The organism is Burkholderia lata (genome assembly GCF_902499335.1).
GTDB lineage: Bacteria > Pseudomonadota > Gammaproteobacteria > Burkholderiales > Burkholderiaceae > Burkholderia > Burkholderia lata_B.
Window position 1 is genome coordinate 279150 of record NZ_CABVQK010000010.1, and the last position, 24649, is coordinate 303798.

Consider the following 24649-nt stretch of genomic DNA (forward strand, 5'->3'; position numbering starts at 1 on the left):
GCCATGCGCAACGCAATGCGCGGCACATCGCTGATCGAAGCGATGCTGGCCATCGCGCTGCTCGCGACTGTAATGCTGGCCGTGGCGGGCAGCCAGCTTGCGATGGCGCGTGCGCAGCGCGCGACGATCTGGCGCGAACGCGCGCTGTGGCTGGCCGATGCGCGTATCGAGCGCTTGCGCGTGGCCGCGGAGGCTGACGATGGCCTCGCGGCGCGGGCCGCGGCGGCGCTGCCCGGCGGCGCGATGACGCGCGGTGACGGGCCGGGCGGCGTCCGCTACGCGGTTGTCGGCTGGCGCGGCGGCAATGCGGCTACCGGGCCGCGATGCGACGCGGCGGGCAGGTCGGCGCAGCCGCCGTCGTGCGTCCGGATTCCGTATCGGGAGGCTGATGCCGATGAACGCTGATCGCCGGATGCGCGCACATACGCTGCTTGAAGTGCTGATTGCGATGACCGTCGGTCTGCTCGTACTCGTGGCGGCCGGTGCGCTGTACCACGCGCAGCGCGTCGCACAGCGGCGCGCGGACGACGGGTTCCGGATGCGCGACGCGGCCGGCACAGCGCTGATACTGATCGGCCAGCAGATCCAGATGGCAGGATTCCGGCCGCTCGATGCGGACGCCGTGTCGTCGTTGCCGCCGGTGTTCGGCTGTTCGATGGCGCGTGTGAGGGGAGATGGCGCACAGCTACGGTGCGAGCCCGTGCGTGCTGCGTCGGACGCGTTGCTGATCCGGTACGTCGGCGATGCCGTGTCGACGTGGGCCACCGTTAGCGGCCAGGTGTCGGATTGCCTCGGGCAGGGAGTCGGCGTGTCCGGTGAGCGTGCGCTGGTGGAGAACCGCTTCGATGTGCACACCAGTCCGTCGACGGGCGAGCCCGAACTGTATTGCGAAGGAAGCGGCCGTCCGGGCACGCCGCAGCCGGTCGTGTCGGGAATCGATCAGTTGCGGGTGCGCTATCTTCGTCGCGGCGGCACGCAGTTCGTCGATGCCGATGCAATGCGCGGCGACGACTGGCGCGAGGTCGTGGCCGTGCATGTCTGCGTGCGGGCGCGCGGCGAACCGGCGGGCGAGCCGGTGCGGCACGTCGACTGCGACGGCCGCACTGTCGTTGCGCAAGACGGTCGCGCGCGTTTGACACTCGATCGCATCGTCGCGTTGCGGAATACCACGCGCGCATTCGACGATACGTCGAGCGATGCAACGGATGAACGCGAGGTGCCGCGATGAACGGGGTGGGCCAGTACGCGCGACAGAGGTCGCGATGCGTCGCGGCACGCAACACGCGCGAGCGTATCGCGATACCCGGCGACGATCCGCGGCAGGCTGCCGCTGCGGAGGCGCTGACCACGGGCCGGCGAGCGCCGCACATACGCTTGCGGTCATCCAGCCGTGATTGGCGTCGCGACGCGGGCCTTGCATTGCCCGCGGTGATCGCGGTTGGCGCGGCGGTCGCGGCGCTGACCGGTATGTGGTTCGAAGCCGCACTGACGGAATCGCGCCGCACGCGCGCGTTGTCCGATCGGCTGGTCGCATTCCACGCGGCCGATGCCGCGCTTGCTGTATGCACCGCACGATTGCGCCGAGGCTCGGCACCGTACGTGAGCGAAGGCGAATCGTACGAGGAGCCCGACGCGTGGCGGCGCATGCCGGCGCTGGCAGCCGCCGAAGCGTTCGCGCCGTTCGTCGGATGGCCGATGGCTGCGCAACCGCCGCGATGCCTGATCGAAGCGTGGCGCGGGGCGGGGCCGGCCGGCGGCCGCGCTTACGTCGTCACCGCGCGTGGCGTGGGTGCGCATGCATCGAGCGCCGTCTGGCTGCAGCATCAGGTCGCGATCCGCGACGGACACATCGTTGCCCTGCACTGGCGTCGCGTCGCGACGATGCTTCGATGAACGGTCGCACGTCCGAGTACCGCTCGGCGGGATTCACACTGATCGAGCTGATGATCGTGCTCGCGATCGTCGCGGTGCTGGCCGGATGGGGCATCCCGTCGTATCGCGAGCATGTCGTGCGCGTTCATCGCGCGTCGGCGGTCGCCGCGCTGTACCGGGCGGCCCAACATCTCGAAACACTGGACGGTGTGCCGCCTTCGGCATTGCCGACGGCGCTCACGCAAGCGCCGCCGGACGGGCGCGCGGTGTATCGATTGGCGCTCAGGCGGCTGGACGGCGACGATTCGCCGGTGAACTATGAACTGGAAGCCATCCCGCTCGACACGGGCCCGATGCACGACGACGCATGCGGCGCATTCACGCTGCGTTCGGACGGGACGAAAGGCAATGCGCGAAGTGATGGCGCCGACGGACAGGTCGCGGCGTGCTGGGGTGTGCGTTGAGTCCGGATGGAAGGCGCGCCACGGCGCATGGCCGTGCGCGCAGGATGCCGGCGGTCAGTCGTCTTGCGTGTCGAGCCCGCGCTCGTCGCGGGACTGCTTCCAGATCCGGTAGACCTCCCAAGCGGCGAAACCGAGGGTGCCCCACTTCAGCGCGGGCCCCGCGCTCGCGCGCAGCAGCGAGCGAACGGGTTTTGCGAGCACGAGCGATGCGAGCGAGCTCAGCATCGGATACTGGTTGACGAGCTGGCCGAGGCTCGTATTCAGGTTCTTGGCGGACTGGCTGAACTTGTTGGTGGACAGGCCGGGGATGAACACCTTGAGCCAGCTGAAGCGCGTGACGGCGTGGCGCATTTCGCCGGCGGCTTCCGCGAGTTCGAGCCGCTCGACTTCGGATCGCAGGATCAGCAGTTCCTTGCGGAGCGCGCGATGCTGCGACGCGCTCCAGTTCGATCGCGACGAATGGGAGCGGGGTGAATTGCCCGTGACGTTCTGGCTCATGGCGCGTCGGCGAAGTAGGTGGAAGGGGTGAGCGCGACTGCGTTCACGGCTTGCCGCGGAACAGCTCGCGGTCTTTCTCGAGTTCGGCGAGCGTCGCCTCGAATACGGTCGGCGCATCGCGCAGGCCCGAGCGGGCCTTCAGTGCGCATGCGATCCCGCCTGCGGCATACAGCGCGGTGATCGCCGCGAGCGACTGCCAGCGGTAGGTATCCCAGAACGCGATCGCGACGAGTACGGTCAGGCTGATGAGTGCCATCGTCGCGAGCATCATCGCGGCGAGCCCGAGGAACAGCACGCCCATCAGGCGCTCCTTCTCCTCGGCAAGCTCGATGCCCACCAGTTCGAGGCGCGTTTGCAGAAGTCCGATCGCGGAGCCGACGAGGCGGCGCAGCGGTCCTTGGCCGGACGGCTGCGAGGTGGTGTCTGTCGTCATGGGTGAGGTGCGTGCGCGTGCAGTGTGCAGCTAGGACAAAGCCGGCCGGCGGAAACCGCCGGCTGGCTTCGACGCCCGCAGGCCGCGCGACGCGGCCAACGGGACGAAACGGCGCAGAGCGCGTTACTTGCGGTTGATCAGCAGGCCGATCAGCACGCCGACGCCGGCGGCGACGCCGATCGACGTCCACGGATGCTCGTGCACGTAGTCGTCGGTCGCGCGTGCGGCTTTCTTGCCCTTCTCGACCACCACGACCTGGACGTCGGCTGCCTTTTCCTTGGCCTGCTTCAGGCGCGACATGGCTTTCTCGCGCAGCTCGGCCGCACGGTCGCCCGTGCTGCTCGCAGCTTGCTTGAGCAGGTCTTCGGCGTCCGAGAGAACGGTTTTGATATCCGACATCAGTTTCTCCTTGTTGATTTCCGACATTGCAACTCCCATCGTGCTGTCATGCTGCAGGTTCACATCGTAGCGAAACGCCTGCCTGCTGGCGAGCCGGGAAGACACACGACGGCAGTGCAAGACCGCATGGTAAACGACTTGTAATCATCAACAGAGCAGCAAACGGGGTGAAAAGTTTCCCGAGTGGCCGCCCGCTCGGCACCAACACCGGGCAAAAATGACAAAAAAGTATGAATATCAAACGGAATAATCGTTCGCACGCCCCATTGCTTCCCGTAAGCTGACAGACTTTCCCGCGCCGACCCGGGCGCGGTTTCAACCAGCATCGTTCGAGGAGGGAACATCATGAGTCTGCGTCTTGGCGACATCGCACCGGATTTCGAGCAGGAATCGAGCCTGGGCACGATCAAGTTTCACGAGTGGCTGGGTGACAGCTGGGGTGTCCTGTTCTCGCACCCGGCCGACTACACGCCGGTGTGCACGACTGAACTCGGGCTGACCTCGAAGCTGAAGGGCGAATTCGAGAAGCGCAACGTGAAAGTGATCGCGCTGTCGGTCGACGGTGTCGAATCGCACAAGGGCTGGATCAACGACATCAACGACACGCAGTCGACGGTCGTCGGTTTCCCGATCATCGCCGATGCGGACCGCAAGGTTTCGCAGCTGTACGACATGATCCACCCGAACGCGAACGAAACGCTGACGGTGCGCTCGCTGTTCGTGATCGACCCGAACAAGAAGGTGCGGCTCACCATCACGTACCCGGCCAGCACGGGGCGCAACTTCGACGAAGTACTGCGCGTGATCGACTCGCTGCAGCTGACCGACAACTACAAGGTCGCGACGCCCGGCAACTGGAAGGATGGCGACGACGTCGTGATCGTGCCGTCACTGCAGGATCCGGAAGAGCTGAAGAAGCGCTTCCCGAAGGGTTTCAACGCAGTGCGTCCGTATCTGCGCCTCACGCCGCAGCCGAACAAGTAAGCATCGGCTGATGCATGAACGTGGTACCGGGCCAGTGGCCCGGTGCGCGGATCAGATGAAAAACGGCCCGCCCGGCAGTCATGCCGGGCGGGCCGTGTCTTTTGCGCGTGTGTGGCGCGGCGTGGCAGCCGCGCACGCCGCACCTGGACGATCAGAAGAACGCCTGGATGCCCGTCTGCGCGCGGCCGAGGATCAGCGCGTGGATGTCGTGCGTGCCTTCGTACGTGTTGACCACTTCGAGGTTCACGAGGTGGCGCGCGACGCCGAATTCGTCGGAGATACCGTTGCCGCCGAGCATGTCGCGCGCGAGTCGTGCGATGTCCAGCGACTTGCCGCACGAATTGCGCTTCATGATCGACGTGATTTCGACGGCCGCCGTGCCTTCGTCCTTCATACGGCCGAGGCGCAGCACGCCTTGCAGGCCGAGCGTGATTTCGGTCTGCATGTCCGCGAGCTTCTTCTGGATCAGCTGGTTCGCGGCGAGCGGCCGGCCGAATTGGTGGCGGTCGAGCACGTACTGGCGCGCGGTGTGCCAGCAGGACTCCGCGGCGCCCAGCGCGCCCCATGCGATCCCGTAGCGCGCCGAGTTCAGGCACGTGAACGGGCCGCGCAGGCCGCTCACGTTCGGCATCAGGTTCTCTTCCGGCATGAACACCTCGTCGAGGACGATCTCGCCGGTGATCGATGCGCGCAGCCCGACCTTGCCGTGGATCGCGGGCGCCGACAGGCCCTTCCAGCCCTTCTCGAGGATGAAGCCGCGGATCGCGTCCTTGCCGTTCTCCTCCAGCTTCGCCCACACGACGAACACGTCGGCGATCGGCGAGTTCGTGATCCACATCTTCGCGCCGGACAGCGAGTAGCCGCCGGGCACCTTCTTCGCGCGGGTGACCATGCTGCCCGGATCGGAGCCGTGGTTCGGCTCGGTCAGCCCGAAGCAGCCGATCCATTCGCCGGTGGCGAGCTTCGGCAGGTATTTCTGTTTCTGTGCGTCGGAGCCGAATTCATAGATCGGCACCATGACGAGCGACGACTGCACGGACATCATCGACCGGTAGCCCGAATCGACGCGCTCGACTTCGCGGGCGATCAGCCCGTAGCTCACGTAATTGAGGCCGGGGCCGCCGTATTCCTCGGGAATCGTCGGGCCGAGCAGGCCGACTTCGCCCATTTCGCGGAAGATTTCGGCGTCGGTGCGCTCGTGGCGGAACGCTTCGGTCACGCGCGGCGCGAGCTTGTCCTGCGCGTAAGCCTGCGCGGCGTCGCGCACCATCCGCTCTTCTTCGGTCAGTTGCTGGTTGAGCAGCAGCGGATCGTCCCAATGAAAAGTTGCAGCACTCATCGTCTCATCTCCTGTCGACCCGAGTTAGCGCTTCAGCGCTTACTCGGGTCCCATGCTTTGCGGTCGGCCCAAGCTGGCGTTTAAGTGCTCACTCGAGCCCATGCTTTGCGGTCGGTCCCTGATTCAGTCGGGTTCCATACCTGAGAGTTTGCTTGACGGAAGTTCCGCTGTGCGGAACAATGTTTTGCAAATCGAACCCAGTGTAGCACCAGATGACACTTTCAACCATCGACGAAACCACGATCGACGAACGCAAGTTCGTCGTCGCGCTCGCGCGCGGGCTCGACCTGCTGCGCGCATTCCGGCCGGGCGAGACGATGCTCGGCAACCGCGACTTCGCGGAGCGCACGGGGCTGCCAAAGGCGACCGTGAACCGGCTCGCCTACACACTGACCGTGCTCGGCTACCTGCGCTACGACGAGACGCTCGGAAAGTATGCGCTCGACGCCGGCGTGCTGTCGCTCGGCTACGCGCTGCTGTCGGGCTCGGGGACGATCGACCTCGCGCGGCCGCACATGCAGGCGCTCGCGCGCGACATCGGCGCGGCCGTGTCGCTCGGCTGCCGCGACGGGCTCGACATGATCTATCTGGAGACGATCCGCAGCGAAACCGCGCTGACGCTCGGGCTCGCGCCCGGTTCGCGGCTGTCGATGCTGACGAGTTCGATGGGGCGCGCGTACCTGGCCGTGCAGCCGGAGGACGTGCGCCGCGCGCTCTATGCGGAGCTGCACCGTGCGGCCGGCGGTGCGGCCGACGCCGATGCGCTCGTCACCGCCGCGCAGCACGCGGTGGCCGAATTCTCGGCAGGCGGCTGTTGCTATTCATTCCGGGCGTGGCACATGGACGTCAACGCGGCGGCCGTGCCGTTTCGCGAGCCGCGCGAGGGGCGCTGGCTGATCCTGAGCTGCAGCGGCCCCGCGTCGTCGATGGACGAGGACGTGTTCCGTACGCAGGTCGGGCCGAAGTTGAAGGCGCTCGCGCAGCGGCTCGGGCAGACGGCCTGAGCAGCGCGGCGGGCGGTACGGGTTCGGTCGCCGGTACGGGCAGTTACGCACGAGAGTGGTACCGCCGCCGCCGGTTGTGCCGCAGGGGAACCGCGCGCATGATCGTTCGCCAGCTTGCCGACGAAGAGGTTTGCCATGTCTCACGCAGAACCGATGGAAGGCGGATGCGCATGTGGCGCGATCCGGTACAGGATCACCCATGTTCCGACCGACGCCGGTTTTTGCCACTGCCGGCTCTGCCAGCGCACGACCGGCGCGGCGGTCGTCGCATCCGCATCGGTGCCGATCGACGGGTTCGAATACCTGCAAGGTGAGCCGACGATCTACGCGTCGAGCGCGTGGGGCGAGCGGCGCTTCTGCGGCCGTTGCGGCGCGCAGCTCGAATACCGGCTCAGCGATGCACCCAAGACGGTCGAGATCAATTGCGCGACGCTCGATGAGCCGTCGCGGCTACGCCCGGCCTGGCATGTCTGGTCTGGGGATCGCTTCCCGGGCATCGAGATCGGCGACGATCTGCCCAAGTACGACGATGGCGGAAGGGGGTAAGCGGCAGGTAACCTGCCGATACTGACTTTGCCGGAAACGAGGCGCTCACGCTCCCGCGAAGCCGGTCTTTCCACGAGGCCGGCAACCACCCGCCGGCCATCGGGCGACGGGTCAAGCCAGGCCGCCTGATCCCCCGTCACATCACCTGTATTCCACATTCGGCACGCGACGCCCCGCGTGTGCGGACCACCTCATCCACTCAGGCTCAGGCCGTCACGACCTTCGCAAACACGGGCCCCTGCATGAACCGCACGTCGTGCTGGCGCAGCAGCTCGCACTGCGTTTCGTCGACGACGCCGTCGAAGATCAGCGGAATCCGCACGCGCTGCGCATACGCGACGAGCGCCTTGACCATCCCGTCGCGCAACGCGATGCCCGCATCCATCTTGATGTAGTCGGGGCGCGCCATCTCCGATTCGACCGCGAGGATCCGGCCGGGGTCCGGCAGCTTGTCCGCGACCTTGAAGCCGTGATGCTGGTAGCTGCGCGTCAGGTAGCCGAGGAAGGTCTTGTGCGCGACCGCGACCGCCGGCAGCTCGATCACGATCCGCTCGGCCGGCAGCCCGAAGCGCTGCAGCACCGACGAGAAATGCTTGCCGTGGTCGTATTTCACGCTCTTCAGCAGCCGTTCGTGCACGCGCAGGAACAGCAGCCCATGGCGCTGTGCGCCGAAGAAGTTGATCGCATGCAGCGCGCGCGACAGGCGGTCGATCGCGACGAGCGTCTGGTCGTCGACGGCCGAGTCGACCGGGTCGTGCGGCGCGCCCGTGACGACGGTGACGGCCTGGAAGCCGAGTTCGTCGCCGTAGCGCTCGATCGCGTCGGCGAACGACGTCGATTGCGGCGCACCGGGCATCGTCACGTCGTAGATCGGTTCGTAGGCGCTGCCGAGCGTGCGCTCGGGCAGGTTCGCGCTTGCGGTGCCGCCATCGGCGAGCGTGAGGTGATCCCGCAGATACGGCAGTTGCCCGGCACGGGCGACCAGCTCGGGAATGGTGGGCGGAATCATCGGCGTAAGAAGGAAAAACGGCGGCCGAACGGGCCGCCTCGTAGCTTGATATTAGCAGCGCCGGCCAAGCTCGGCTTGGCGTTTCGTTCATATGGTTATCCCATCCTCGACGCTTCGCCTAGGGTTTACGTTGATTTCACTATTCGTAATTGGTTTTACTATTCGTAAATCCAAGATTTGTCGCCGATCAAGAAATGCGGCATGCGGGCGCCGCGAAACGGCGCCGTTCACGAATCAACAGGAAGCAAGGAGCGAGACGTGGCGGTTGACAGGAATTGCACGCGGGAGAGCGGCGCGGCGCGCCGGCAGGCGACGGGCGGGATGACGGGCACGCCGGCGAGCGCCCGGCAGGGTTGAGGAGCGAATGGCGACCATGAGCATCGATTACCAGACGCTGAAGTTCGAATACCGCCCGCGTGCGCAGGACACGACCGTTCACCCGGTGATCGTCGTCGGCGCGGGCCCGGTGGGCCTCGCGGCCGCGATCGATCTCGCGCAGCAGGGCATGCCCGTCGTGCTGCTCGACGACGACGACACGCTGTCCACCGGCTCGCGCGCGATCTGCTTCGCGAAGCGCACGCTCGAGATCTTCGACCGGCTCGGCTGCGGCGAGCGTTTCGTCGACAAGGGCGTGAGCTGGCACGTCGGCAAGGTGTTCCTGCAGGACGAGCAGCTGTACGCGTTCGACCTGCTGCCCGAGGAAGGGCATGCGCGCCCCGCGTTCATCAACCTGCAGCAGTATTACGTCGAGGGCTACCTGGCCGACCGCGCGTTCGAGCTGCCGAACATCGACATCCGCTGGAAGCACAAGGTGACGGGCATCGACCAGTCGGCCGAACACGCGGTACTGACGATCGAAACGCCGGAAGGCGTCGCGACGCTGCGCGCGCAGTACGTGATCGCGGCCGACGGCTCGCGCAGCCCGATGCGCACGATGATGGGCCTCGAAAGCCACGGTCGCACGTTCAAGGACCGCTTCCTGATCGCCGACGTGAAGATGAAGGCGGAGTTTCCGACCGAGCGCTGGTTCTGGTTCGACCTGCCGTTCCACCCGAATCAGTCGGTGCTGCTGCATCGCCAGCCCGACAACGTGTGGCGCATCGACTTCCAGCTCGGCTGGGATGCCGACCCCGTCGCCGAGAAGCAGCCGGAGCGCGTGATCCCGCGCGTGCGCGCGCTGCTCGGGCCGGACGTCGAGTTCGAGCTCGAATGGGTGAGCGTCTATACGTTCCGCTGCCAGCGGATGGAGTCGTTCCGGCACGGCCGCGTGCTGTTCGCGGGAGATTCCGCGCACGGTGTGTCGCCGTTCGGCGCGCGCGGCGCGAACAGCGGCGTGCAGGACGCCGACAACCTCGCCTGGAAGCTGAAGCTCGTGCTCGACGGCCGTTCGGCCGACAGCCTGCTCGACACGTATGCGAGCGAGCGCGAGTTCGCGGCCGACGAGAACATCCGCAACTCGACGCGCTCGACCGACTTCATCACGCCTAAAAGCCCGGTGTCGCGCGTGTTCCGCGACGCGACGCTGAAGCTCGCACGTGACTGCGAGTTCGCGCGCAAGCTCGTGAACAGTGGCCGTCTGTCGGTGCCGGCGGTGCTGGCCGATTCGCCGCTGAACACGCCGGATCGCAACGGCGACGCCTTCGCGGGCGCGATGCGGCCGGGTGCGGCGGCGGCCGATGCGCCGGTGCGTGTGCAGGGCGAGTCGGGCTGGCTGCTGCAGCATCTGGGCAGCGGCTTCACCGGCGTGCTGTTCGGGCTGCCGGGCGATGCGGCCGCGCTCGCGCAGGCGCTCGACGGCCTCGCGCTGCCGGTGCGCCCCGTGCTCGTCGTGCCGGCCGGGCACGCGCAGCCGGTCGCGGGTGTCGACGTCGTGGAGGACGTCGACGGCTTCGCCGCACAACGCTATGACGCGAAGCCCGGCACGTTCTACCTGCTGCGCCCTGATCAGCATGTCTGCGTCCGCACGCGCACGCTCGACCGTCAGGCGCTTGCCGACGCACTGGCGCGCGCGACCTGCGCACGCTGAACACACGATAACGATACCGATACCGGAGACACCGTCATGCCCCCCCTCGACACCCGCCCGCGCCTGGCTGATCCGGACGCGTTCTACGAAGCGTTGATCGACATGCATCGCGACCTGTCGGACGCCGACAGCCAGCTCGTCAACGCGAAGCTGATCCTGCTGCTCGCGAACCAGATCGGCGACGCCGACGTGCTGCGCGAAGCGATGGCGCTCGCGCGCCAGGGCGTGACGCCGCCCGTGCATCCGGCCGCCGAGGTGACGCAATGAGCGCGGCGCCGGCCGACGCGCGCGTGCTCGAAGTCGAGCGCGTGATCGACGAGACCCATCGCCCGGGCTTTCACTGGATGCTGCTGGTGCTGTGCGGGCTGTGCCTCGTGATCGACGGTTTCGATGCGCAGGCAATGGGTTATGTCGCACCGAGCGTGATCGCCGAATGGGGCGTGCCGAAGCAGGCGCTTGGGCCCGTGTTCAGCGCGAGCCTGTTCGGGATGCTGCTCGGCGCGCTCGGGTTGTCGGTGCTGGCCGACCGGATCGGGCGGCGCCCGGTGCTGATCGGCTCGACGCTGTTCTTCGCGGTGACGATGCTCGCGACGCCGTTCGCGGGTTCGATCCCGGTGCTGATGGCGCTGCGTTTCGTCACGGGCCTCGGCCTCGGCTGCATCATGCCGAACGCGATGGCGCTGGTCGGCGAGTTCAGCCCGGCCGCGCATCGCGTGAAGCGGATGATGATCGTGTCGTGCGGCTTCACGCTCGGCGCGGCGCTCGGCGGCTTCATCAGCGCCGCGCTGATTCCGGCGCTCGGCTGGCGGTCGGTGTTCTTCGTCGGCGGCGCGGTGCCGCTGGTGCTGACGATCGCGATGGTCGCGCGGCTGCCCGAATCGCTGCAGTTCCTGGTGCTGAAAGGGCGCGTCGAAGAGGCGCGCGACTGGCTCGCGCACTTCGCACCGCAGGCCGGTATCGACGCGAACACGCGCATCGTCGTGCGCGAGCGCGCCGCGACCGGCGCGCCGGTCGCCGAGCTGTTCAGCCACGGCCGCCTGCCGGTCACGCTGCTGCTGTGGGCGATCAGCTTCATGAACCTGATCGATCTGTACTTCCTGTCGAACTGGCTGCCGACCGTGATGCGCGACGCGGGCTATTCGCAGGGGACGGCCGTGATCGTCGGCACGGTGCTCCAGACGGGCGGCGTGATCGGCACGCTGTCGCTCGGCTGGTTCATCGAACGCTACGGCTTCGTGCGCGTGCTGTTCGCATGCTTCGCGTGCGCGGCCGTGTCGGTGGGGCTGATCGGCTCGGTCGCGCATGCGCTGCCGTGGCTGCTGGTGGTCGTGTTCGCGGGCGGGTTCTGCGTGGTCGGCGGGCAACCGGCCGTCAACGCGCTCGCGGGCCAGTATTACCCGACGTCGCTGCGCTCGACGGGCATCGGCTGGAGCCTCGGCATCGGCCGGATCGGCTCGGTGCTCGGGCCGCTCGTCGGCGGACAACTGATTGCGCTCAACTGGTCGAACGGTGCGCTGTTCCACGCGGCCGCGGTGCCTGTGCTGTGCTCGGCGCTGTTCGTCCTCGGGCTTGCGGGTGTGACGCGGCGCAACGGCGCGCAGGCGCCGAATGCCGCCTGAATTGATGGAGAAAGGAAACGATGACGCTTGACCTGTCGAAACCGGCGACCGCCGGCTACCAGAGCGGTTTCGCGAACGAATTCGCGACCGAGGCACTGCCCGGCGCGTTGCCGCACGGCCGCAACTCGCCGCAGCGCGCGCCGTACGGGCTGTATGCGGAGCAGCTGTCGGGCACCGCGTTTACCGCGCCGCGCGGCCACAACCGCCGCTCGTGGCTGTATCGCATCCGCCCGGCGGCCGTGCACCGGCCGTTCGAGCCGTACGCGGGCCCGCAGCGCCTCGTGTCGGAATTCGGCGATTCCGCCGACGTGCCGCCGACGCCGCCGAACCAGCTGCGCTGGGATCCGCTGCCGATGCCGGTCGAGCCGACCGATTTCGTCGACGGGCTGGTGACGATGGCCGGCAACGGCTCGGCCGCCGCGATGAACGGCTGCGCGATCCACCTGTACGCGGCGAACCGCTCGATGCAGGACCGCTTCTTCTACAGCGCGGACGGCGAACTGCTGATCGTGCCGCAGCAGGGGCGCCTGTTCATCGCGACCGAATTCGGCCGGGTCGACGTCGAGCCGTTCGAGATCGCGGTGATCCCGCGCGGCGTGCGTTTTGCCGTCACGCTGCCGGACGGCGACGCGCGCGGCTACATCTGCGAAAACTTCGGCGCGCAACTGCGCCTGCCGGATCTCGGCCCGATCGGCTCGAACGGCCTCGCGAACCCGCGCGACTTCCTGACGCCGCAAGCCGCTTACGAAGACCGCGAAGGTGCGTTCGAGTTGATCGCGAAGCTGAACGGCCGCCTGTGGCGGGCGGACATCGGCCATTCGCCGCTCGACGTGGTCGCGTGGCACGGCAACTACGCGCCGTACAAGTACGACCTGCGCCTGTTCAACACGATCGGCTCGATCAGCTACGACCATCCCGATCCGTCGATCTTCCTGGTGCTGCAGTCGCAGAGCGACACGCCGGGCGTCGACACGATCGACTTCGTGATCTTCCCGCCGCGCTGGCTCGCGGCAGAGGATACGTTCCGCCCGCCCTGGTTCCACCGCAACGTCGCGAGCGAATTCATGGGGCTCGTGCACGGCGCGTACGACGCGAAGGCCGAAGGCTTCGTGCCGGGCGGCGCGAGCCTGCACAACTGCATGTCGGGCCACGGGCCCGACGCGGATACGTTCGAGAAGGCGTCCGCGAGCGATACGACGAAGCCGCACAAGGTCGACGCGACGATGGCGTTCATGTTCGAAACCCGTACGCTGATCCGGCCGACGCGCTATGCGCTCGACACCGCGCAGCTGCAGGCGGACTACTTCGAATGCTGGCAAGGCATCAAGAAACACTTCAATCCGGAGCAACGATGAGCGATACCCAAGACTGGCGCGCGACGCTCGACCCGACCCGCAAGAGCTGGGTCGAGACCGCGAACGATCCCGCCTGCGATTTCCCGATCCAGAACCTGCCGTTCGGGATCTTCAGCGATACGAAGCAAGCGTCACGCCGTGCAGGCGTCGCGCTCGGCGACCAGATCGTCGATCTCGCCGCACTCGCGCGCGCGGGCCTCGTGACGCTGCCGGCCGGCGGCGACGTGTTTGCCGCGCCGACGCTCAATGCGTTCATCGCACTCGGCCGCGACGCATGGCGCAGCGTGCGCGTGCAGCTGTCGGACCTGTTTTCACGCGAGAACGCACGGCTGCGCGACGACGCTTCGCTGCGCGCGCAGGTGCTCGTCGCGCAGCGCGACGCGACGCTGCATCTGCCGGTCGAGATTCCCGGCTACACCGATTTCTATTCGTCGAAGGAGCACGCGACCAACGTCGGTTCGATGTTCCGTGATCCGAAGAATGCGCTGCTGCCGAACTGGTCGGAGATGCCGATCGGCTACAACGGCCGCGCGTCGTCGGTGATCGTGAGCGGTACGCCGGTGCGGCGTCCGAACGGGCAATTGAAGCTGCCCGACCAGGAGCGTCCGGTGTTCGGCGCGTGCCGCAAGCTCGACATCGAACTGGAGACGGGCTTCATCGTCGGCCAGGGAAATGCGCTCGGCGAGCCGATCGCCTGCGAGGACGCGGAAGCGCATATCTTCGGGATGGTGCTGCTGAACGACTGGAGCGCGCGCGACATCCAGCAATGGGAATACGTGCCGCTCGGCCCGTTCAACGCGAAGACCTTCGCGACGACGATCTCGCCGTGGATCGTCACGCTCGACGCGCTCGAACCGTTCCGCGTCGCGCAGCCCGAACAGTCGCCGCAGCCGCTCGCGTACCTGCAGCACGCGGGCAAGCATGCGTTCGACATCGCGCTCGAAGTGACGCTGCGCGCGGAAGGGGCGGCCGAAGCAACGTCGATCAGCCGCACGAACTTCAGGCACATGTACTGGACGATGGCGCAGCAGCTCGCGCATCACACGGTCGCGGGCTGCAACACGCGCGTGGGCGACCTGATGGGTTCGGGCACGATCAGCGGGCCGACGAAGGATTCGTTCGGCAGCCTGCTCGAACTGACGTGGAACGGCAAGGAGCCGGTGGCGCTGAACGGCGGCGGCAGCCGTGCATTCATCGAGGACGGCGACGAGCTCACGCTCGCCGGATGGTGCCAGGGCGACGGCTATCGTGTCGGCTTCGGCGCGTGTGCCGGCAAGATCCTGCCGGCGGTGAAGGCGTAACGCGCAACGTAGCGCGTCGATGAGCACGACGGCCCGCATCGCGCGGGCCGTCGTCGTTTTCGCCGTGTGACCGGCGTATCCGCGGCCGGGCGGCGCGTGTTCGCACCGTCGTCGTTCGGCGGCGCGCTGCGGCGTACTTGCGCGCCAGTGTCAGACCGCGCGTTGCAATGCGGTGCGGCGCTCCCACAGCGCGGCCGCGACGAATGCCGCGACGCAGGCGACCAGCACGCCGACCAGCGCGTTGCTGCCCAGTTGTTCCATCAATGCACCGGCGACCAGCGGGCCGCCGAAACTCGCGGCGCTCCACGATGCCGACACGAGTGAGCTTGCGGTGACGAGCGCCGCACCGCGGAAGCGTTCGCCGCACGCGACGAGCGACAGCGTGTAGATGCTGCCGGCCGCCGCGCCGAGCACGAACAGCAGCGGCCAGCACAGCCACGGATTGGCGATCACGAACGGCAGCAGCGGCAGGCCGGCGAGCACGATCCAGCCTGCGCCGAGGTGCACGCGTTCGCGGCCGAGCTTGTCCGCGAGCCAGCCGATCGGGAACTGCATCGCGGTATCGCCGAACAGCATGATCGACGCGAGCAACACGGCCGTCGCGCTCGCGACGCCGTGATCCATCGCGTAGAGCGGCAGCAGCGACAGCGCGAGCGTATCGAACAGCGCGAAGAAGCCGGTGCCGATGATCAGCGCGGGCATGCGCGGCAGCACGTCGAGCCATCGGCCGTGCGCTTCATGATGCGCGTCGTCACCGGCGAGCGGGGCGCGCCGGATCGTCGCGAGCGTCGGCAGCGCGAGCAGGAACAGCGCGCCGCACAGCGCGAAGCGGATGCTCGTCGCGCCGGCGATCTGGCTCACGAGCACCGGGCCCGCCATCTGGAACAGCGTGAAATTGGTCGCGTAGATCGCGACGACGCGGCCGCGCGTCGAATCGTCGGCGAGCTGGTTGACCCACGCCTCGCCGATCGTGAACAGCAGCATCAGCGCCGCGCCGCACAGCACGCGCAGCACGCCCCACAGGATCAGGTTCGACGTGAACTGCATCAGCGCGGTGGCCGCCGCAAGCAGCACGACCGACACGACGATCGCGCGGCGCGAGCCGATGTGTCGCGCGAGCGCGGTGACGAACGGGACGATCGCGAGGCCGCCGAGGGCCTGCGCGGCCGTCAGCATGCCGACGACGTTGGTGCCGTGTCCGGCCTCGGTCAGCGCGAGCGCGGTGAGCGGCAGTGTGGCGCCGGTGCCGAGACCGACGACCGCGACGCTCAGAATGAGTGCGAGGAAATCGCGATTAAGAATGGCTTTCATCGGGCGCGATGCTACACCTCGGACCTTGAAAGGTCCATGAAGGCCATCAGCTTCGCGTGGAGTTGTGCACGCAACGACTTCAACAGGGTTGCGTCACACGTACTCGGTCGGCACGGCCACCGGGCGGCGTTCGAGCGACGCCGACCACAGCGTGAGCGCGAGCGCCGCGACGGCCATCGCGACGCCGACCCACGGCAGGCTCACGAGCGACACGCCGGAACCGATCGCCATCCCGCCGAGCCACGCACCGGTCGCGTTGCCGAGGTTGAACGCGCCCTGGTTCAGCGTCGACGCGAGATTCGGCGCGTCGCTCGCGCGATCGACGATCAGGATCTGCAGCGGCGGCACGATCGCGAACGCGAGGATGCCCCACACGAAGATCGTCGCGAGCGCGGCGAACGGCAGGTGCATCGTGCCCGCGAACAGCGCGAGGACCACGCCGATCAGCGCGAGCGTCGCGATCAGCGACGGCATCCGGCGCCAGTCGGCGAGCTTGCCGCCGAGCGTGCCGCCGACCGTCAGCCCGAGGCCGAACAGCAGCAGCACGTAGGTGACCTGGCGCGGCGAGAAGCCCGTCACGTCCTCGAGGATCGGCGTGATGTACGTGAACACGCTGAACAGGCTGGCCGACGCGAGCACGCTGATGCCGAGCACCATCAGCACCTGCGGATGTTTCAGCACGCTGAATTCGCGCGTGATGCTGGTGTCGGGCATTGCGAGGTTCTTCGGCAGGCAGACGGCGAGCGCGGCCGCCGCGGCAATGCCGATGCCGGTGACGGCCCAGAACGTCGCGCGCCAGCCGAACGCCTGGCCGAGCGCGGTGCCGAGCGGCACGCCGAGCACGTTCGCGAGCGTGAGGCCGGTGAACATCAGCGCGATCGCCTGCGCGCGACGGTTCGGCGCGACGAGGTTGCTCGCGACCACCGAGCCGATTCCGAAGAACGCGCCGTGGCAGAACGCGGTGACGACGCGCGCGGCCATTAGCACCGCATAGCCCGGTGCGATCGCGCAGAACAGGTTGCCCGCGATGAACAGCCCGATCAGGCCCATCAGTGCACGCTTGCGCGGCATCTTCGCGGTGACGATCGCGAGGATCGGCGCACCGATCGTCACGCCGAGCGCATAGCCCGACACGAGCATGCCGGCGGCCGGGATCGACACGCCGAGGTCGCGCGCGACATTGGGCAGCAGCCCCATGATCACGAACTCGGTGGTACCGATTCCAAATGCGGCGACGGCGAGGGCGAAAAGAGGTAAGGGCATCGCGGTAGGCTCGGGAAAGGCGCCGCTCGGGCTGGCGCAGGATGCGCGGAACGGGCGGACGGTAAGGCGGACGACAGCCGCGATTCTACTTCAGTGAAAACCCCTATGCTTGGGGCCAAAACGGTTGTTGCCGGCGTGCGACGGGGCAGCACGCGTGAAGCTCACAGTGTGGGATTGGGAGGGGGCGGCGCTGAATTTGCTGGGGCCGGAACGGTGGCGGCGGCGAGGCGCTCGTCAGGCGATGCGTTCGGGGGAGCCGTCGATGCTCGTGGTCGATGTGCTTGCTGCGTCGGCGTCGATGTTCGTTGCCGCGTCAGCGTCAGCCTCAGCCGTAGCCTCAGCGGGCGACGGGTGCGAGCCGTCGGCATCGGTCGAGGCCGGATCGTCCCAGCCGTTTTCGAACAGGCACGCTTCGATCGGCATCCGCGCGGCCCAACGCTCCTGCTCGAGCATCGGCTTCGCATAGAACGCGTCGACGTGCCCGACGCACAGCACGGCGATCGGCTTCGCGCCGTCGGGCATCCGCAGCAGCGCGCGCAGCGCATCGACGTCGAACAGCGATACCCAGCCCATCCCGAGCCCTTCGGCGCGGGCCGCGAGCCACATGTTCTGGATCGCGCAAGCGGCGGACGCGAGATCCATCTCCGGCAGCGTGCGGCGGCCGAACACGTGGCGCTCGCGGCCGTCGGCGAGTGCAACGACCAGCAACTCGCCGCATTCGCGCACGCCTTCGACCTTCAGCCGCATGAATTCGTCCTGGCGCTCGCCGAGCGCGTCGGCGGTGGCGCAGCGCTCGGCCTCGACCAGCGCGTGGATCGCGGTGCGCAGCGCAGGATCGGTGATGCGGATGAAGCGCCACGGCTGCATGAAGCCGACGCTCGGGGCGTGATGCGCCGCGCGCAGCAGGCGCGCGAGCACGGCAGGATCGACGGGCGCCGGCGTGAAGTGACGCATGTCGCGCCGTTCGAAAATGGCGCGGTAGACGGCGGCGATGTCGGAGTCGTCGAAACGCATGGGCGGCACAAGCAGGGGATGACGTCGGCGCAACGATATCAGACCGCGCGCAAGCCGCGTTACATCATTCGAAACAAAGTGCAGAATTGTTGATGTAAAAGATCGCTTTTTCAGCGCTGATCAAAAGCAAACGATTGCGGTCGCGCCGGTAACCATGAAATGAGCCGGTTTCGTCGATTTCTCAGCGATTCGCCGTTACGGCGTTCTGCGGCGTGCCCGCGTGCCACGCCTCGATGTTCAGCAGGGTGGTGTGCGCGATCTCGGCGAGCGCCTCGCGCGTGAAGAACGCCTGGTGCGACGTGACGATCACGTTCGGGAACGTCAGCAGGCGGGCGAGCACGTCGTCCTGCAGCGGCAGGTCGGAGTGATCCTCGAAGAAGAGCCCGCTTTCCTCTTCGTATACGTCGAGCCCGAGATGGCCGAGCTGGCCGCTCTTGAGCGCATCGACCAGCGCCTGCGCATCGACGAGGCCGCCGCGCCCGGTGTTGATCAGCATCGCGCCGTGCTTCATCCGTGCGAGCGTCCGTTCGTTGATCAGATGGTGCGTCGACGGCAGCAGCGGGCAGTGCAGGCTGACGATGTCGGCGTGGTGCAGCAGCTCGTCGAGCTCGACATAGCGCGCGCCGAACGCGATCAGCTCGTCGTCGTACGGCGGCACCGAATGTGCGAGCACATGCATCCCGAAGCCCATCATGATCTTCGCGAACACGCTGCCGATGATGCCGGTGCCGATCACGCCGACGGTCTTGCCATGCAGGTCGAAGCCGAGCAGGCCGTTCAGCGAGAAGTCGCCTTCGCGGGTGCGCGCGACGGCGCGCGGCAGGCGGCGGTTGAGTGCGAGGATCAGCGCGACCGCGTGCTCGGCGACCGCGTGCGGCGAATAGGCCGGCACGCGCACGACCGTGATGCCGAGCCGCTCGGCGGCCGCCAGGTCGACATGGTTGAAGCCCGCCGAGCGCAGCGCGATCAGGCGCGTGCCGCCGTCAGCCAGCCGCTCGAGCACGGCCGCGTCGACGGTGTCGTTGACGAACGGGCAGACGACGTCATAGCCATGCGCGAGGATCGCGGTTTCCGCGTCGAGGTGCGACGGCTGGAAGTGCAGCCGATAGCCGAACCGCCGGTTGGCGGCAGCGAACGAATCGTCGTCGTACTGCCGGCTGCTGAACAGGATCACGCGCACGCTGCACCTCCGAAGGCTGACGCGCGCAGTTTACTGCAGGCCCGTGATGATGTCGGAGCGGTCGGGCCCGCGCGACGGCCGCATGAAGCCGTAGTCGGTGCGTTCGCGGGCCGGCTGCGCACTGAAGTGGTCGAGTGCGTGCTCGACGAAGCTGCGCGTCCGGGCCGGCACGTACTGGCGGTTCGGGTAGACGAGCGACAGCTGTGTGTCGGGATCGTCGATCCGGTAGCCGGCCATCAGCCGCACGAGCGTGCCGCTGGCGAGCGCGTCCGCGACGCACGGCTCTGGCAGCACCGCGATGCCGGCACCGGCCACGGCCGCCGCATGGACGAGCGCGAGCTGGTTGACCGTGCAGGCCGGGCGCACCGTGATGGAATGCGCGACGCCGTCGTGGCCGACCAGTTGCCACGCGGGCACATGCTGGTGCGGCGCGAGCGTGACCCAGTCGTGGCCCGGCAGGTCGTCGGGCAGGCGCGGCTCGCCGCGGCGCTCGAGATAGGCCGGCGCCGCGACCGCGACGAACGGGTTCGGTGCGAGCGCGTGGCCGATCAGCGTCGGATTGCCGTCGAGCCGGTTGCCCGTGACGATGCCGACGTCGTAGCCCGAATCGAGCACGTCGAGCGGCCCCTCGGAGACGGTCAGCTGCACGCGCAACTCGGGGTAGCGGTGCCGGAAGCTGCTGACGAGCGGCGTCAGCGCAAGCGGCGACAGCAGGCCCGACGCGACGACGCGCAGCGTGCCGGCCGGTTCGCGCACGGCATGCGCGACGGACGATTCGAGGTGGTCGAATTCCTCGAGCAGCGCCCGGCACCCGTCGAGGTAGCGCACGCCGGCCTCGGTGAGCGACAGGTTCCGCGTCGTGCGGTGGATCAGCCGGGTGTTCAGGTGGCCCTCGAGCATCGCGATCGATCGCGTGACGAGTGCATTGGACACGCCGAGATGGTGCGCCGCGCGCCGGAAGCTCTGTTGCTCGGCGACGCAGACGAATACACGCATGGTCTGAATCTGGTTCATGGCTTGCGTATTTCTGGCCCGGTTGATTGATTATGGTTGTGGTTTTACGCCGCGCAACCTCGAAAGCGCATCGCGCGGCCCGCAGTTTTTCCTTCACATCGAAAAATCGTTTTTTTCGATTCCGCAGATGATTGTTCAATACAGAAGCGTTATCCGTCAACCTGCGAAAAGGGGCGGGTTGCGGAAAATCGAAATCAGGGGTAGCGCGTTAAACGTGGTGCTGTCCAGCATGCCTGCCGTTCAAAGGTGGTGGGGTATTCGAATAAGTATGGCGAGTGAGAATATTTCTCATGTTAATCAATAGGTTGTGAGCTATTCGAGCGGGCTTGAGCCAGTATTGCGAGGAAGCGTGCCCCAATACATGCTGAAATAGTAGATGTTTTTTGGCCGTGCGGGGATTTTGCTTATCGGATTCCGCGTAGCGATTTTTATCGGGGATCCGGTCTATTTCGTTCGATACAGAAGTCGTACTGAACCGGTGATGTCGGCGAGTCGCGGTGTTATTGACGAAGAAAATCGTGCGCTTGACGCATGAATGGAACCGTTTCACAACCTGGCCGGCAATCATTTTTCAATCCGGATGACTGGCGTGCGGCCCGCGCATGGCCGGCTGGCCCGGTCAGGCGACCGGGCCACCGTTGCGCTGTCCGGCCGCGCGTGCCTCTTGCGCGAGGCGGCGGAACGCGGAATGATCGATCAGTTCGCCATGCAGCGCGGCGGGCGTCCGTGCACTTCCTTTCCTCACCTTTTTCCAGCCATGTCCATCGATTACTCGCCGATTCCCTGTCCCGTCGTCGTGCCGCTCGACGCGATCCTGCCCGAAGAACCGCTGCTGATGATGGGGGCCGGCCCGGTTCCGATCCCGGCCGCCGTCGCGAAGGCGAACACGGTCGTGATCAACCACCTTGGCGCGACGATGGCGAAGATCATCGAGCAGGTGAAGGAAATGGCGCGTTACGTGTTCCAGACCCGCACGAAGTGGGTGCTCGGTGTCGCGGGACCCGGTTCGGCCGCGATGGAAATGGCGATCTCGAACCTGGCGTGGCGCGGTACGCGCGTGCTGTCGATCCGCAACGGCTTCTTCAGCGCGCGGATGGCCGAGATGGCCACGCGCGTCGGAGCCGACGTCGCGACGCTCGAAGTGGCCGACCGCGCGGTCGCCAGCCTCGACGAGATCGCGGACGCGATCGCGCGCGAGCGGCCCGAGATCGTCACGATCGTGCAGGGCGAGACGTCGAACACCGTGTGGAACCGCGACCTGCGCGAGATCGCGGCGCTTGCCAAGGCGGCCGGTGCGCTGGTCGTGGTCGATGCGGTGTGCACGCTGTCGACGATGCCGCTCGAGATGGACGCGTGGGGCATCGACGCGGTGATCACCGGCGGCCAGAAGGGGCTGTCGTCGATCCCGGGCGTGTCGCTGATCGCGTTCTCCGACGCCGCATGGGACCGCATGAAACAGCGCCCCGAACCGAACGCGCACTGGTGCCTCGACATGGCGCTCGCGGAGAACTTCTGGCACAACGCCGGCTACCACTACACGGCGCCCGTGTCGGGCGTGCTCGCACTGCACGAGGCGCTGCGGCTCGTCTGCGCGGAGACGCTCGAAAGCCGCTTCGCGCGCCACCTGCGCTGCTCGCTCGCGCTGCAGGCGGGCGTCGAGTCGATGGGGCTCAAGCTCTATGCGCCGAAGGACTGCCGGCTGAATTCAGTGGTCGGGATCGAGACGCCGGAAGGGCTCACGCCGGGAATGGTCTGCGGCCATATCTCGAAGCAGTACCAGGTCGAGATTTCGGGCTCGTTCGGCTTGCCGATCGTGCGGATCGGGCAGATGGGCGAGCAGTGCCGCGAGCACAACCTGTTCCGCACGCTGCATGCGTTCGGCCGCACGATGGTCGACCTGAAGGTGCCGGTCGACCTGCCGGCCGGCGTTGCGGCGCTCGAGCAGGAACTGTCGGGGCGCGGCGCTTAAGCGGGAAAACGCGGAAAGGGGGCCGCGCTCAGCGGCCCTGCATCGCACGCCGGTACGTATTCGGCGTCGTGCCGTGCGCGTCGCGAAAGCGATGGCTGAAGTGGCCGGCGTTCGCGTAGCCGCAGTCGGCCGCGATCTGCGCGAGCGGCAGCGCCGTCGTGCGCAGCAGCTCGCGCGCCCGCGCCAGCCGTTGCTCGGCCACCCACGCGTGCGGCGCCCGGCCGAACGACAGCCGGAACATCCGCGAGAAGTGGTATTCGGACAGCGCGGCGACGTCGGCGAGTTCGCCGAGCGTCAGCGGTTGCGTCAGGTACGTGTCGATGTAGTCGCGCACGCGGCGGCGCACGGCCGGCGCGAGCCCGCCGCGGAACGACGTGTCGGTGCGGGGCGTGCTCTGCCCGCGCAGCAGCAGGCTCAGCACCTCGTGCGCGGTCTCGTTCACGCGCAGCCGTTCGTCGGCATCGTCCCAGCCGTCCAGCGCGAGTGAACGCAGCAGCGTGGCGACGCGCGCATCCTCGAAATAGGTGCGGTCGGCGAGCTTCAGTTCGCGCGGCTCGCGGTCGAGTTCGCGGATCGCGCGCTGCGTGAAGTGTTCCGGCAGGAAATACAGGTGGATGAAGTGCATCTCGCCGCGCACCCACCAGCGCGATTCATGGTCGCCCGGCAGCGCGCACAGCAGGCTCGGCGCGCCGTAGCGCGGCACGCGCTGACGCTCCGTCCGGTAGCCGCCGTCGAGATAGCACGACAGCGTGTGGTGGCCCGGCTGCTCGTAGACCGTCTCGCTTTCGTCGGTGATCCGTGTCCATTCGGCGATCGCCAGATGGTCGCCGAGCCACGCGAAGCGCTCGAGCGTCGCGTTCGCGTCGGCGAGCGTGCGGCAGACCGACTGCAGGCCGAACGGCAGATCGCCGCCAGCCAGGGCGGCGGGGTGGTCGACGGGAGGCGCGGAAAGGGAGAGGCTCATGATGGGCCGAGTATAAGCGGGCGCGCGCCGTCGCGTGCGGCGGCCCGAAAAAGACCGCAATTCCGGACAATCGGCGCGCGCCGGGCGGCGGCATAGTCGGGATCCCGTTTCACCCGTTTTTTCGGATCGTTGCCGCCATGAACCTGTCGCTTTATTTCGTCACTGTGCTGATCTGGGGCACCACCTGGATCGCGATCAAGTGGCAGCTCGGCTCCGTGCCGCCGCCCGTGTCGATCGCATGGCGTTTCTGGCTCGCGGCCGCCGTGCTGTTCGCGCTGCTGCGCGTGATGCGCCGGCCGGTGCGCCCGCCGCGCGAAGCGTGGCGCTTTCTCCTGGCGCAGGGCTTCGCGCTGTTCTGCCTGAACTTCCTGTGCTTCTACTACGCGGAGCAGGTCGTGCCGAGCGGCCTCGTCGCGGTGATCTTCTCGACGGCGCCGCTGTTGAACTCGATCAACGGCCGGCTGTTCATGGGCCGTCCGCTGCGGCCGTCGGCGATCGCCGGCGCGCTGCTCGGGCTGGTCGGCATCGCGTGCCTGTTCTGGCAGCAGATGGCCGGCCATCTCGACGACCACGCCACCTGGACGGGCCTCGCGATCGCGTTCGCGGGCACGATGTGTTTCTCGGCCGGCAACCTGCTGTCGAGCCGGATGCAGTCGATGGGGCTGCACCCGCTCGTGACCAATGGCTGGGCGATGCTGATCGGCGCGACGATCCTGACCGTCGGCAGCGCGGTGGCCGGATTGCCGTTCATGCTCGACACGAGCCCGCGCTATCTCGGCGCGCTCGTCTACCTGGCCGTGCCGGGCTCGGTGATCGGCTTTACCGCGTATCTGACCCTCGTCGGCCGGATCGGGCCGGAGCGCGCCGCGTACTGCACGGTACTGTTCCCGATCGTCGCGCTGGCCGTGTCGACGGTGTTCGAGGGCTACCAGTGGTCGCCGCTCGCGGTGGTCGGGCTGCTGCTGGTGGTGGCCGGCAACCTGGTCGCGTTCGACCTGACGCGGCGGTTGTTTCTGCGGACGGCCTGACCGGCTTGCACGCCGCACCGGCTTCGCCCGGATACAAAAACGCCCGCGCGATGCGGG

General features: G+C 67.5%; 26 protein-coding genes. 15 read left to right on the plus strand and 11 right to left on the minus strand.

Annotation, left to right across the window (positions count from 1 at the left end; translation table 11 throughout):
* The first annotated feature begins 3 nt into the window (after nucleotides 1–3).
* The 4 genes from BCO18175_RS25545 to BCO18175_RS25560 all read left to right on the plus strand — a co-directional run bounded on the left by BCO18175_RS25545 (nucleotide 4) and on the right by BCO18175_RS25560 (nucleotide 2336).
* Nucleotides 4–405 carry a type IV pilus modification PilV family protein gene (locus BCO18175_RS25545; RefSeq protein ID WP_254608168.1) on the plus strand — a complete coding sequence of 134 codons (402 nt, stop codon included), beginning with the start codon at nucleotides 4–6 and terminating at the stop codon, nucleotides 403–405.
* Nucleotides 389–1228, plus strand: coding sequence for a PilW family protein (locus BCO18175_RS25550; protein ID WP_174985269.1), 840 nt, complete (start codon nucleotides 389–391; stop codon nucleotides 1226–1228). The genes BCO18175_RS25545 and BCO18175_RS25550 overlap by 17 nt, the downstream gene beginning before the upstream one ends.
* A 203-nt stretch (nucleotides 1229–1431) precedes the next feature.
* On the plus strand, nucleotides 1432–1893 hold the full coding sequence (locus BCO18175_RS25555; protein ID WP_174985337.1) for a hypothetical protein: 462 nt from the start codon (nucleotides 1432–1434) through the stop codon (nucleotides 1891–1893).
* Entirely contained in the window at nucleotides 1890–2336 is a 447-nt protein-coding gene (locus BCO18175_RS25560) for a type IV pilin protein (protein ID WP_174985271.1), read from the plus strand. The genes BCO18175_RS25555 and BCO18175_RS25560 overlap by 4 nt, the downstream gene beginning before the upstream one ends.
* A gap of 54 nt (nucleotides 2337–2390) precedes the next feature.
* Here the strand turns inward: BCO18175_RS25560 and BCO18175_RS25565 are convergent, their stop codons facing one another.
* From BCO18175_RS25565 to BCO18175_RS25575, 3 genes are all read right to left on the minus strand, one after another.
* Nucleotides 2391–2834, minus strand: a complete 444-nt coding sequence (locus tag BCO18175_RS25565) for a DUF3318 domain-containing protein (RefSeq protein ID WP_174913232.1) — start codon at nucleotides 2832–2834, stop codon at nucleotides 2391–2393.
* A gap of 43 nt (nucleotides 2835–2877) precedes the next feature.
* Nucleotides 2878–3267 (minus strand): phage holin family protein, encoded by a 390-nt coding sequence (locus tag BCO18175_RS25570; protein WP_021157159.1) that lies wholly within the window; start codon nucleotides 3265–3267, stop codon nucleotides 2878–2880.
* 123 nt (nucleotides 3268–3390) lie between these two features.
* Entirely contained in the window at nucleotides 3391–3693 is a 303-nt protein-coding gene (locus BCO18175_RS25575) for a DUF883 family protein (RefSeq protein WP_006494044.1), read from the minus strand.
* Between the two features lie 318 nt (nucleotides 3694–4011).
* On the opposite strand from BCO18175_RS25575, the gene BCO18175_RS25580 reads away from it, so the two are divergent.
* On the plus strand, nucleotides 4012–4650 hold the full coding sequence (locus tag BCO18175_RS25580) for a peroxiredoxin (protein ID WP_122944588.1): 639 nt from the start codon (nucleotides 4012–4014) through the stop codon (nucleotides 4648–4650).
* 151 nt (nucleotides 4651–4801) lie between these two features.
* On the opposite strand, the gene BCO18175_RS25585 is transcribed toward BCO18175_RS25580, so the two are convergent.
* On the minus strand, nucleotides 4802–5989 hold the full coding sequence (locus BCO18175_RS25585) for an acyl-CoA dehydrogenase (protein WP_174985272.1): 1188 nt from the start codon (nucleotides 5987–5989) through the stop codon (nucleotides 4802–4804).
* Between the two features lie 212 nt (nucleotides 5990–6201).
* Here BCO18175_RS25585 and BCO18175_RS25590 point away from each other — a divergent pair, with 212 nt between their 5' ends.
* A complete protein-coding gene (locus BCO18175_RS25590) occupies nucleotides 6202–6993 on the plus strand; it encodes an IclR family transcriptional regulator (RefSeq protein WP_174913223.1) in 792 nt (263 codons plus the stop codon).
* A gap of 135 nt (nucleotides 6994–7128) precedes the next feature.
* On the plus strand, nucleotides 7129–7539 hold the full coding sequence (locus tag BCO18175_RS25595; protein ID WP_174985274.1) for a GFA family protein: 411 nt from the start codon (nucleotides 7129–7131) through the stop codon (nucleotides 7537–7539).
* A 205-nt stretch (nucleotides 7540–7744) separates the two neighbouring features.
* On the opposite strand, the gene BCO18175_RS25600 is transcribed toward BCO18175_RS25595, so the two are convergent.
* Nucleotides 7745–8548 carry an EAL domain-containing protein gene (locus tag BCO18175_RS25600; protein WP_174985275.1) on the minus strand — a complete coding sequence of 268 codons (804 nt, stop codon included), beginning with the start codon at nucleotides 8546–8548 and terminating at the stop codon, nucleotides 7745–7747.
* Between the two features lie 364 nt (nucleotides 8549–8912).
* Between BCO18175_RS25600 and BCO18175_RS25605 the strand changes: the two genes are divergently transcribed.
* The 5 genes from BCO18175_RS25605 to fahA are packed head-to-tail and all read left to right on the plus strand — an operon-like array spanning nucleotide 8913 to nucleotide 14849.
* Nucleotides 8913–10574 (plus strand): FAD-dependent oxidoreductase, encoded by a 1662-nt coding sequence (locus BCO18175_RS25605; protein WP_174985277.1) that lies wholly within the window; start codon nucleotides 8913–8915, stop codon nucleotides 10572–10574.
* 36 nt (nucleotides 10575–10610) lie between these two features.
* Nucleotides 10611–10841, plus strand: a complete 231-nt coding sequence (locus BCO18175_RS25610; RefSeq protein ID WP_069247256.1) for a DUF2783 domain-containing protein — start codon at nucleotides 10611–10613, stop codon at nucleotides 10839–10841.
* Nucleotides 10838–12193, plus strand: coding sequence for an MFS transporter (locus BCO18175_RS25615; protein ID WP_174985279.1), 1356 nt, complete (start codon nucleotides 10838–10840; stop codon nucleotides 12191–12193). The genes BCO18175_RS25610 and BCO18175_RS25615 overlap by 4 nt, the downstream gene beginning before the upstream one ends.
* Nucleotides 12194–12213: 20 nt before the next feature.
* Complete coding sequence (gene hmgA, locus BCO18175_RS25620; protein WP_174985281.1) at nucleotides 12214–13548, plus strand: homogentisate 1,2-dioxygenase; 1335 nt, start codon at nucleotides 12214–12216, stop codon at nucleotides 13546–13548.
* Nucleotides 13545–14849 carry a fumarylacetoacetase gene (gene fahA / locus BCO18175_RS25625; RefSeq protein ID WP_174985283.1) on the plus strand — a complete coding sequence of 435 codons (1305 nt, stop codon included), beginning with the start codon at nucleotides 13545–13547 and terminating at the stop codon, nucleotides 14847–14849. Before hmgA ends, fahA begins: the two co-directional genes overlap by 4 nt.
* Before the next feature lie 150 nt (nucleotides 14850–14999).
* On the opposite strand, the gene BCO18175_RS25630 is transcribed toward fahA, so the two are convergent.
* The 5 genes from BCO18175_RS25630 to BCO18175_RS25650 all read right to left on the minus strand — a co-directional run bounded on the left by BCO18175_RS25630 (nucleotide 15000) and on the right by BCO18175_RS25650 (nucleotide 20631).
* Nucleotides 15000–16160, minus strand: a complete 1161-nt coding sequence (locus BCO18175_RS25630; protein ID WP_174913202.1) for an MFS transporter — start codon at nucleotides 16158–16160, stop codon at nucleotides 15000–15002.
* A gap of 93 nt (nucleotides 16161–16253) precedes the next feature.
* Complete coding sequence (locus BCO18175_RS25635; protein WP_174913199.1) at nucleotides 16254–17423, minus strand: MFS transporter; 1170 nt, start codon at nucleotides 17421–17423, stop codon at nucleotides 16254–16256.
* Between the two features lie 234 nt (nucleotides 17424–17657).
* Nucleotides 17658–18437 carry a 5,6-dimethylbenzimidazole synthase gene (gene bluB, locus BCO18175_RS25640; protein ID WP_174985285.1) on the minus strand — a complete coding sequence of 260 codons (780 nt, stop codon included), beginning with the start codon at nucleotides 18435–18437 and terminating at the stop codon, nucleotides 17658–17660.
* Nucleotides 18438–18618: 181 nt separating this feature from the next.
* A complete protein-coding gene (locus BCO18175_RS25645; protein ID WP_174985287.1) occupies nucleotides 18619–19617 on the minus strand; it encodes a 2-hydroxyacid dehydrogenase in 999 nt (332 codons plus the stop codon).
* A 30-nt stretch (nucleotides 19618–19647) separates the two neighbouring features.
* Nucleotides 19648–20631, minus strand: a complete 984-nt coding sequence (locus tag BCO18175_RS25650; RefSeq protein ID WP_174985289.1) for a LysR family transcriptional regulator — start codon at nucleotides 20629–20631, stop codon at nucleotides 19648–19650.
* Between BCO18175_RS25650 and BCO18175_RS25655 the strand changes: the two genes are divergently transcribed.
* Nucleotides 20630–20935 (plus strand): hypothetical protein, encoded by a 306-nt coding sequence (locus BCO18175_RS25655; protein WP_174985291.1) that lies wholly within the window; start codon nucleotides 20630–20632, stop codon nucleotides 20933–20935. The two genes, BCO18175_RS25650 and BCO18175_RS25655, sit on opposite strands and share 2 nt — an antisense overlap.
* 453 nt (nucleotides 20936–21388) lie before the next feature.
* Nucleotides 21389–22600, plus strand: a complete 1212-nt coding sequence (locus BCO18175_RS25660; protein ID WP_174985293.1) for a pyridoxal-phosphate-dependent aminotransferase family protein — start codon at nucleotides 21389–21391, stop codon at nucleotides 22598–22600.
* A gap of 28 nt (nucleotides 22601–22628) precedes the next feature.
* Here BCO18175_RS25660 and BCO18175_RS25665 read toward each other — a convergent pair whose 3' ends face one another.
* Nucleotides 22629–23564 carry an AraC family transcriptional regulator gene (locus BCO18175_RS25665; RefSeq protein WP_174968418.1) on the minus strand — a complete coding sequence of 312 codons (936 nt, stop codon included), beginning with the start codon at nucleotides 23562–23564 and terminating at the stop codon, nucleotides 22629–22631.
* A gap of 137 nt (nucleotides 23565–23701) precedes the next feature.
* Here BCO18175_RS25665 and BCO18175_RS25670 point away from each other — a divergent pair, with 137 nt between their 5' ends.
* Nucleotides 23702–24592 carry a DMT family transporter gene (locus BCO18175_RS25670; protein WP_174985295.1) on the plus strand — a complete coding sequence of 297 codons (891 nt, stop codon included), beginning with the start codon at nucleotides 23702–23704 and terminating at the stop codon, nucleotides 24590–24592.
* The last annotated feature ends 57 nt before the right edge of the window (nucleotides 24593–24649 follow it).

Excerpts from the sequence above, each read along its gene's own strand:
- BCO18175_RS25545 (WP_254608168.1), top strand. The coding sequence starts at position 4 with ATGCGCAACGCAATGCGCGGCACATCGCTGATCGAAGCGATGCTGGCC.
- BCO18175_RS25550 (WP_174985269.1), top strand. The coding sequence starts at position 389 with ATGCCGATGAACGCTGATCGCCGGATGCGCGCACATACGCTGCTTGAA.
- BCO18175_RS25560 (WP_174985271.1), top strand. The coding sequence starts at position 1,890 with ATGAACGGTCGCACGTCCGAGTACCGCTCGGCGGGATTCACACTGATC.
- BCO18175_RS25565 (WP_174913232.1), bottom strand. The coding sequence starts at position 2,834 with ATGAGCCAGAACGTCACGGGCAATTCACCCCGCTCCCATTCGTCGCGA.
- BCO18175_RS25570 (WP_021157159.1), bottom strand. The coding sequence starts at position 3,267 with ATGACGACAGACACCACCTCGCAGCCGTCCGGCCAAGGACCGCTGCGC.
- BCO18175_RS25575 (WP_006494044.1), bottom strand. The coding sequence starts at position 3,693 with ATGTCGGAAATCAACAAGGAGAAACTGATGTCGGATATCAAAACCGTT.
- BCO18175_RS25580 (WP_122944588.1), top strand. The coding sequence starts at position 4,012 with ATGAGTCTGCGTCTTGGCGACATCGCACCGGATTTCGAGCAGGAATCG.
- BCO18175_RS25585 (WP_174985272.1), bottom strand. The coding sequence starts at position 5,989 with ATGAGTGCTGCAACTTTTCATTGGGACGATCCGCTGCTGCTCAACCAG.
- BCO18175_RS25590 (WP_174913223.1), top strand. The coding sequence starts at position 6,202 with ATGACACTTTCAACCATCGACGAAACCACGATCGACGAACGCAAGTTC.
- BCO18175_RS25595 (WP_174985274.1), top strand. The coding sequence starts at position 7,129 with ATGTCTCACGCAGAACCGATGGAAGGCGGATGCGCATGTGGCGCGATC.
- BCO18175_RS25600 (WP_174985275.1), bottom strand. The coding sequence starts at position 8,548 with ATGATTCCGCCCACCATTCCCGAGCTGGTCGCCCGTGCCGGGCAACTG.
- BCO18175_RS25605 (WP_174985277.1), top strand. The coding sequence starts at position 8,913 with ATGGCGACCATGAGCATCGATTACCAGACGCTGAAGTTCGAATACCGC.
- BCO18175_RS25610 (WP_069247256.1), top strand. The coding sequence starts at position 10,611 with ATGCCCCCCCTCGACACCCGCCCGCGCCTGGCTGATCCGGACGCGTTC.
- BCO18175_RS25615 (WP_174985279.1), top strand. The coding sequence starts at position 10,838 with ATGAGCGCGGCGCCGGCCGACGCGCGCGTGCTCGAAGTCGAGCGCGTG.
- hmgA (WP_174985281.1), top strand. The coding sequence starts at position 12,214 with ATGACGCTTGACCTGTCGAAACCGGCGACCGCCGGCTACCAGAGCGGT.
- fahA (WP_174985283.1), top strand. The coding sequence starts at position 13,545 with ATGAGCGATACCCAAGACTGGCGCGCGACGCTCGACCCGACCCGCAAG.
- BCO18175_RS25630 (WP_174913202.1), bottom strand. The coding sequence starts at position 16,160 with ATGAAAGCCATTCTTAATCGCGATTTCCTCGCACTCATTCTGAGCGTC.
- BCO18175_RS25635 (WP_174913199.1), bottom strand. The coding sequence starts at position 17,423 with ATGCCCTTACCTCTTTTCGCCCTCGCCGTCGCCGCATTTGGAATCGGT.
- bluB (WP_174985285.1), bottom strand. The coding sequence starts at position 18,437 with ATGCGTTTCGACGACTCCGACATCGCCGCCGTCTACCGCGCCATTTTC.
- BCO18175_RS25655 (WP_174985291.1), top strand. The coding sequence starts at position 20,630 with ATGGCTTGCGTATTTCTGGCCCGGTTGATTGATTATGGTTGTGGTTTT.
- BCO18175_RS25650 (WP_174985289.1), bottom strand. The coding sequence starts at position 20,631 with ATGAACCAGATTCAGACCATGCGTGTATTCGTCTGCGTCGCCGAGCAA.
- BCO18175_RS25660 (WP_174985293.1), top strand. The coding sequence starts at position 21,389 with ATGTCCATCGATTACTCGCCGATTCCCTGTCCCGTCGTCGTGCCGCTC.
- BCO18175_RS25665 (WP_174968418.1), bottom strand. The coding sequence starts at position 23,564 with ATGAGCCTCTCCCTTTCCGCGCCTCCCGTCGACCACCCCGCCGCCCTG.
- BCO18175_RS25670 (WP_174985295.1), top strand. The coding sequence starts at position 23,702 with ATGAACCTGTCGCTTTATTTCGTCACTGTGCTGATCTGGGGCACCACC.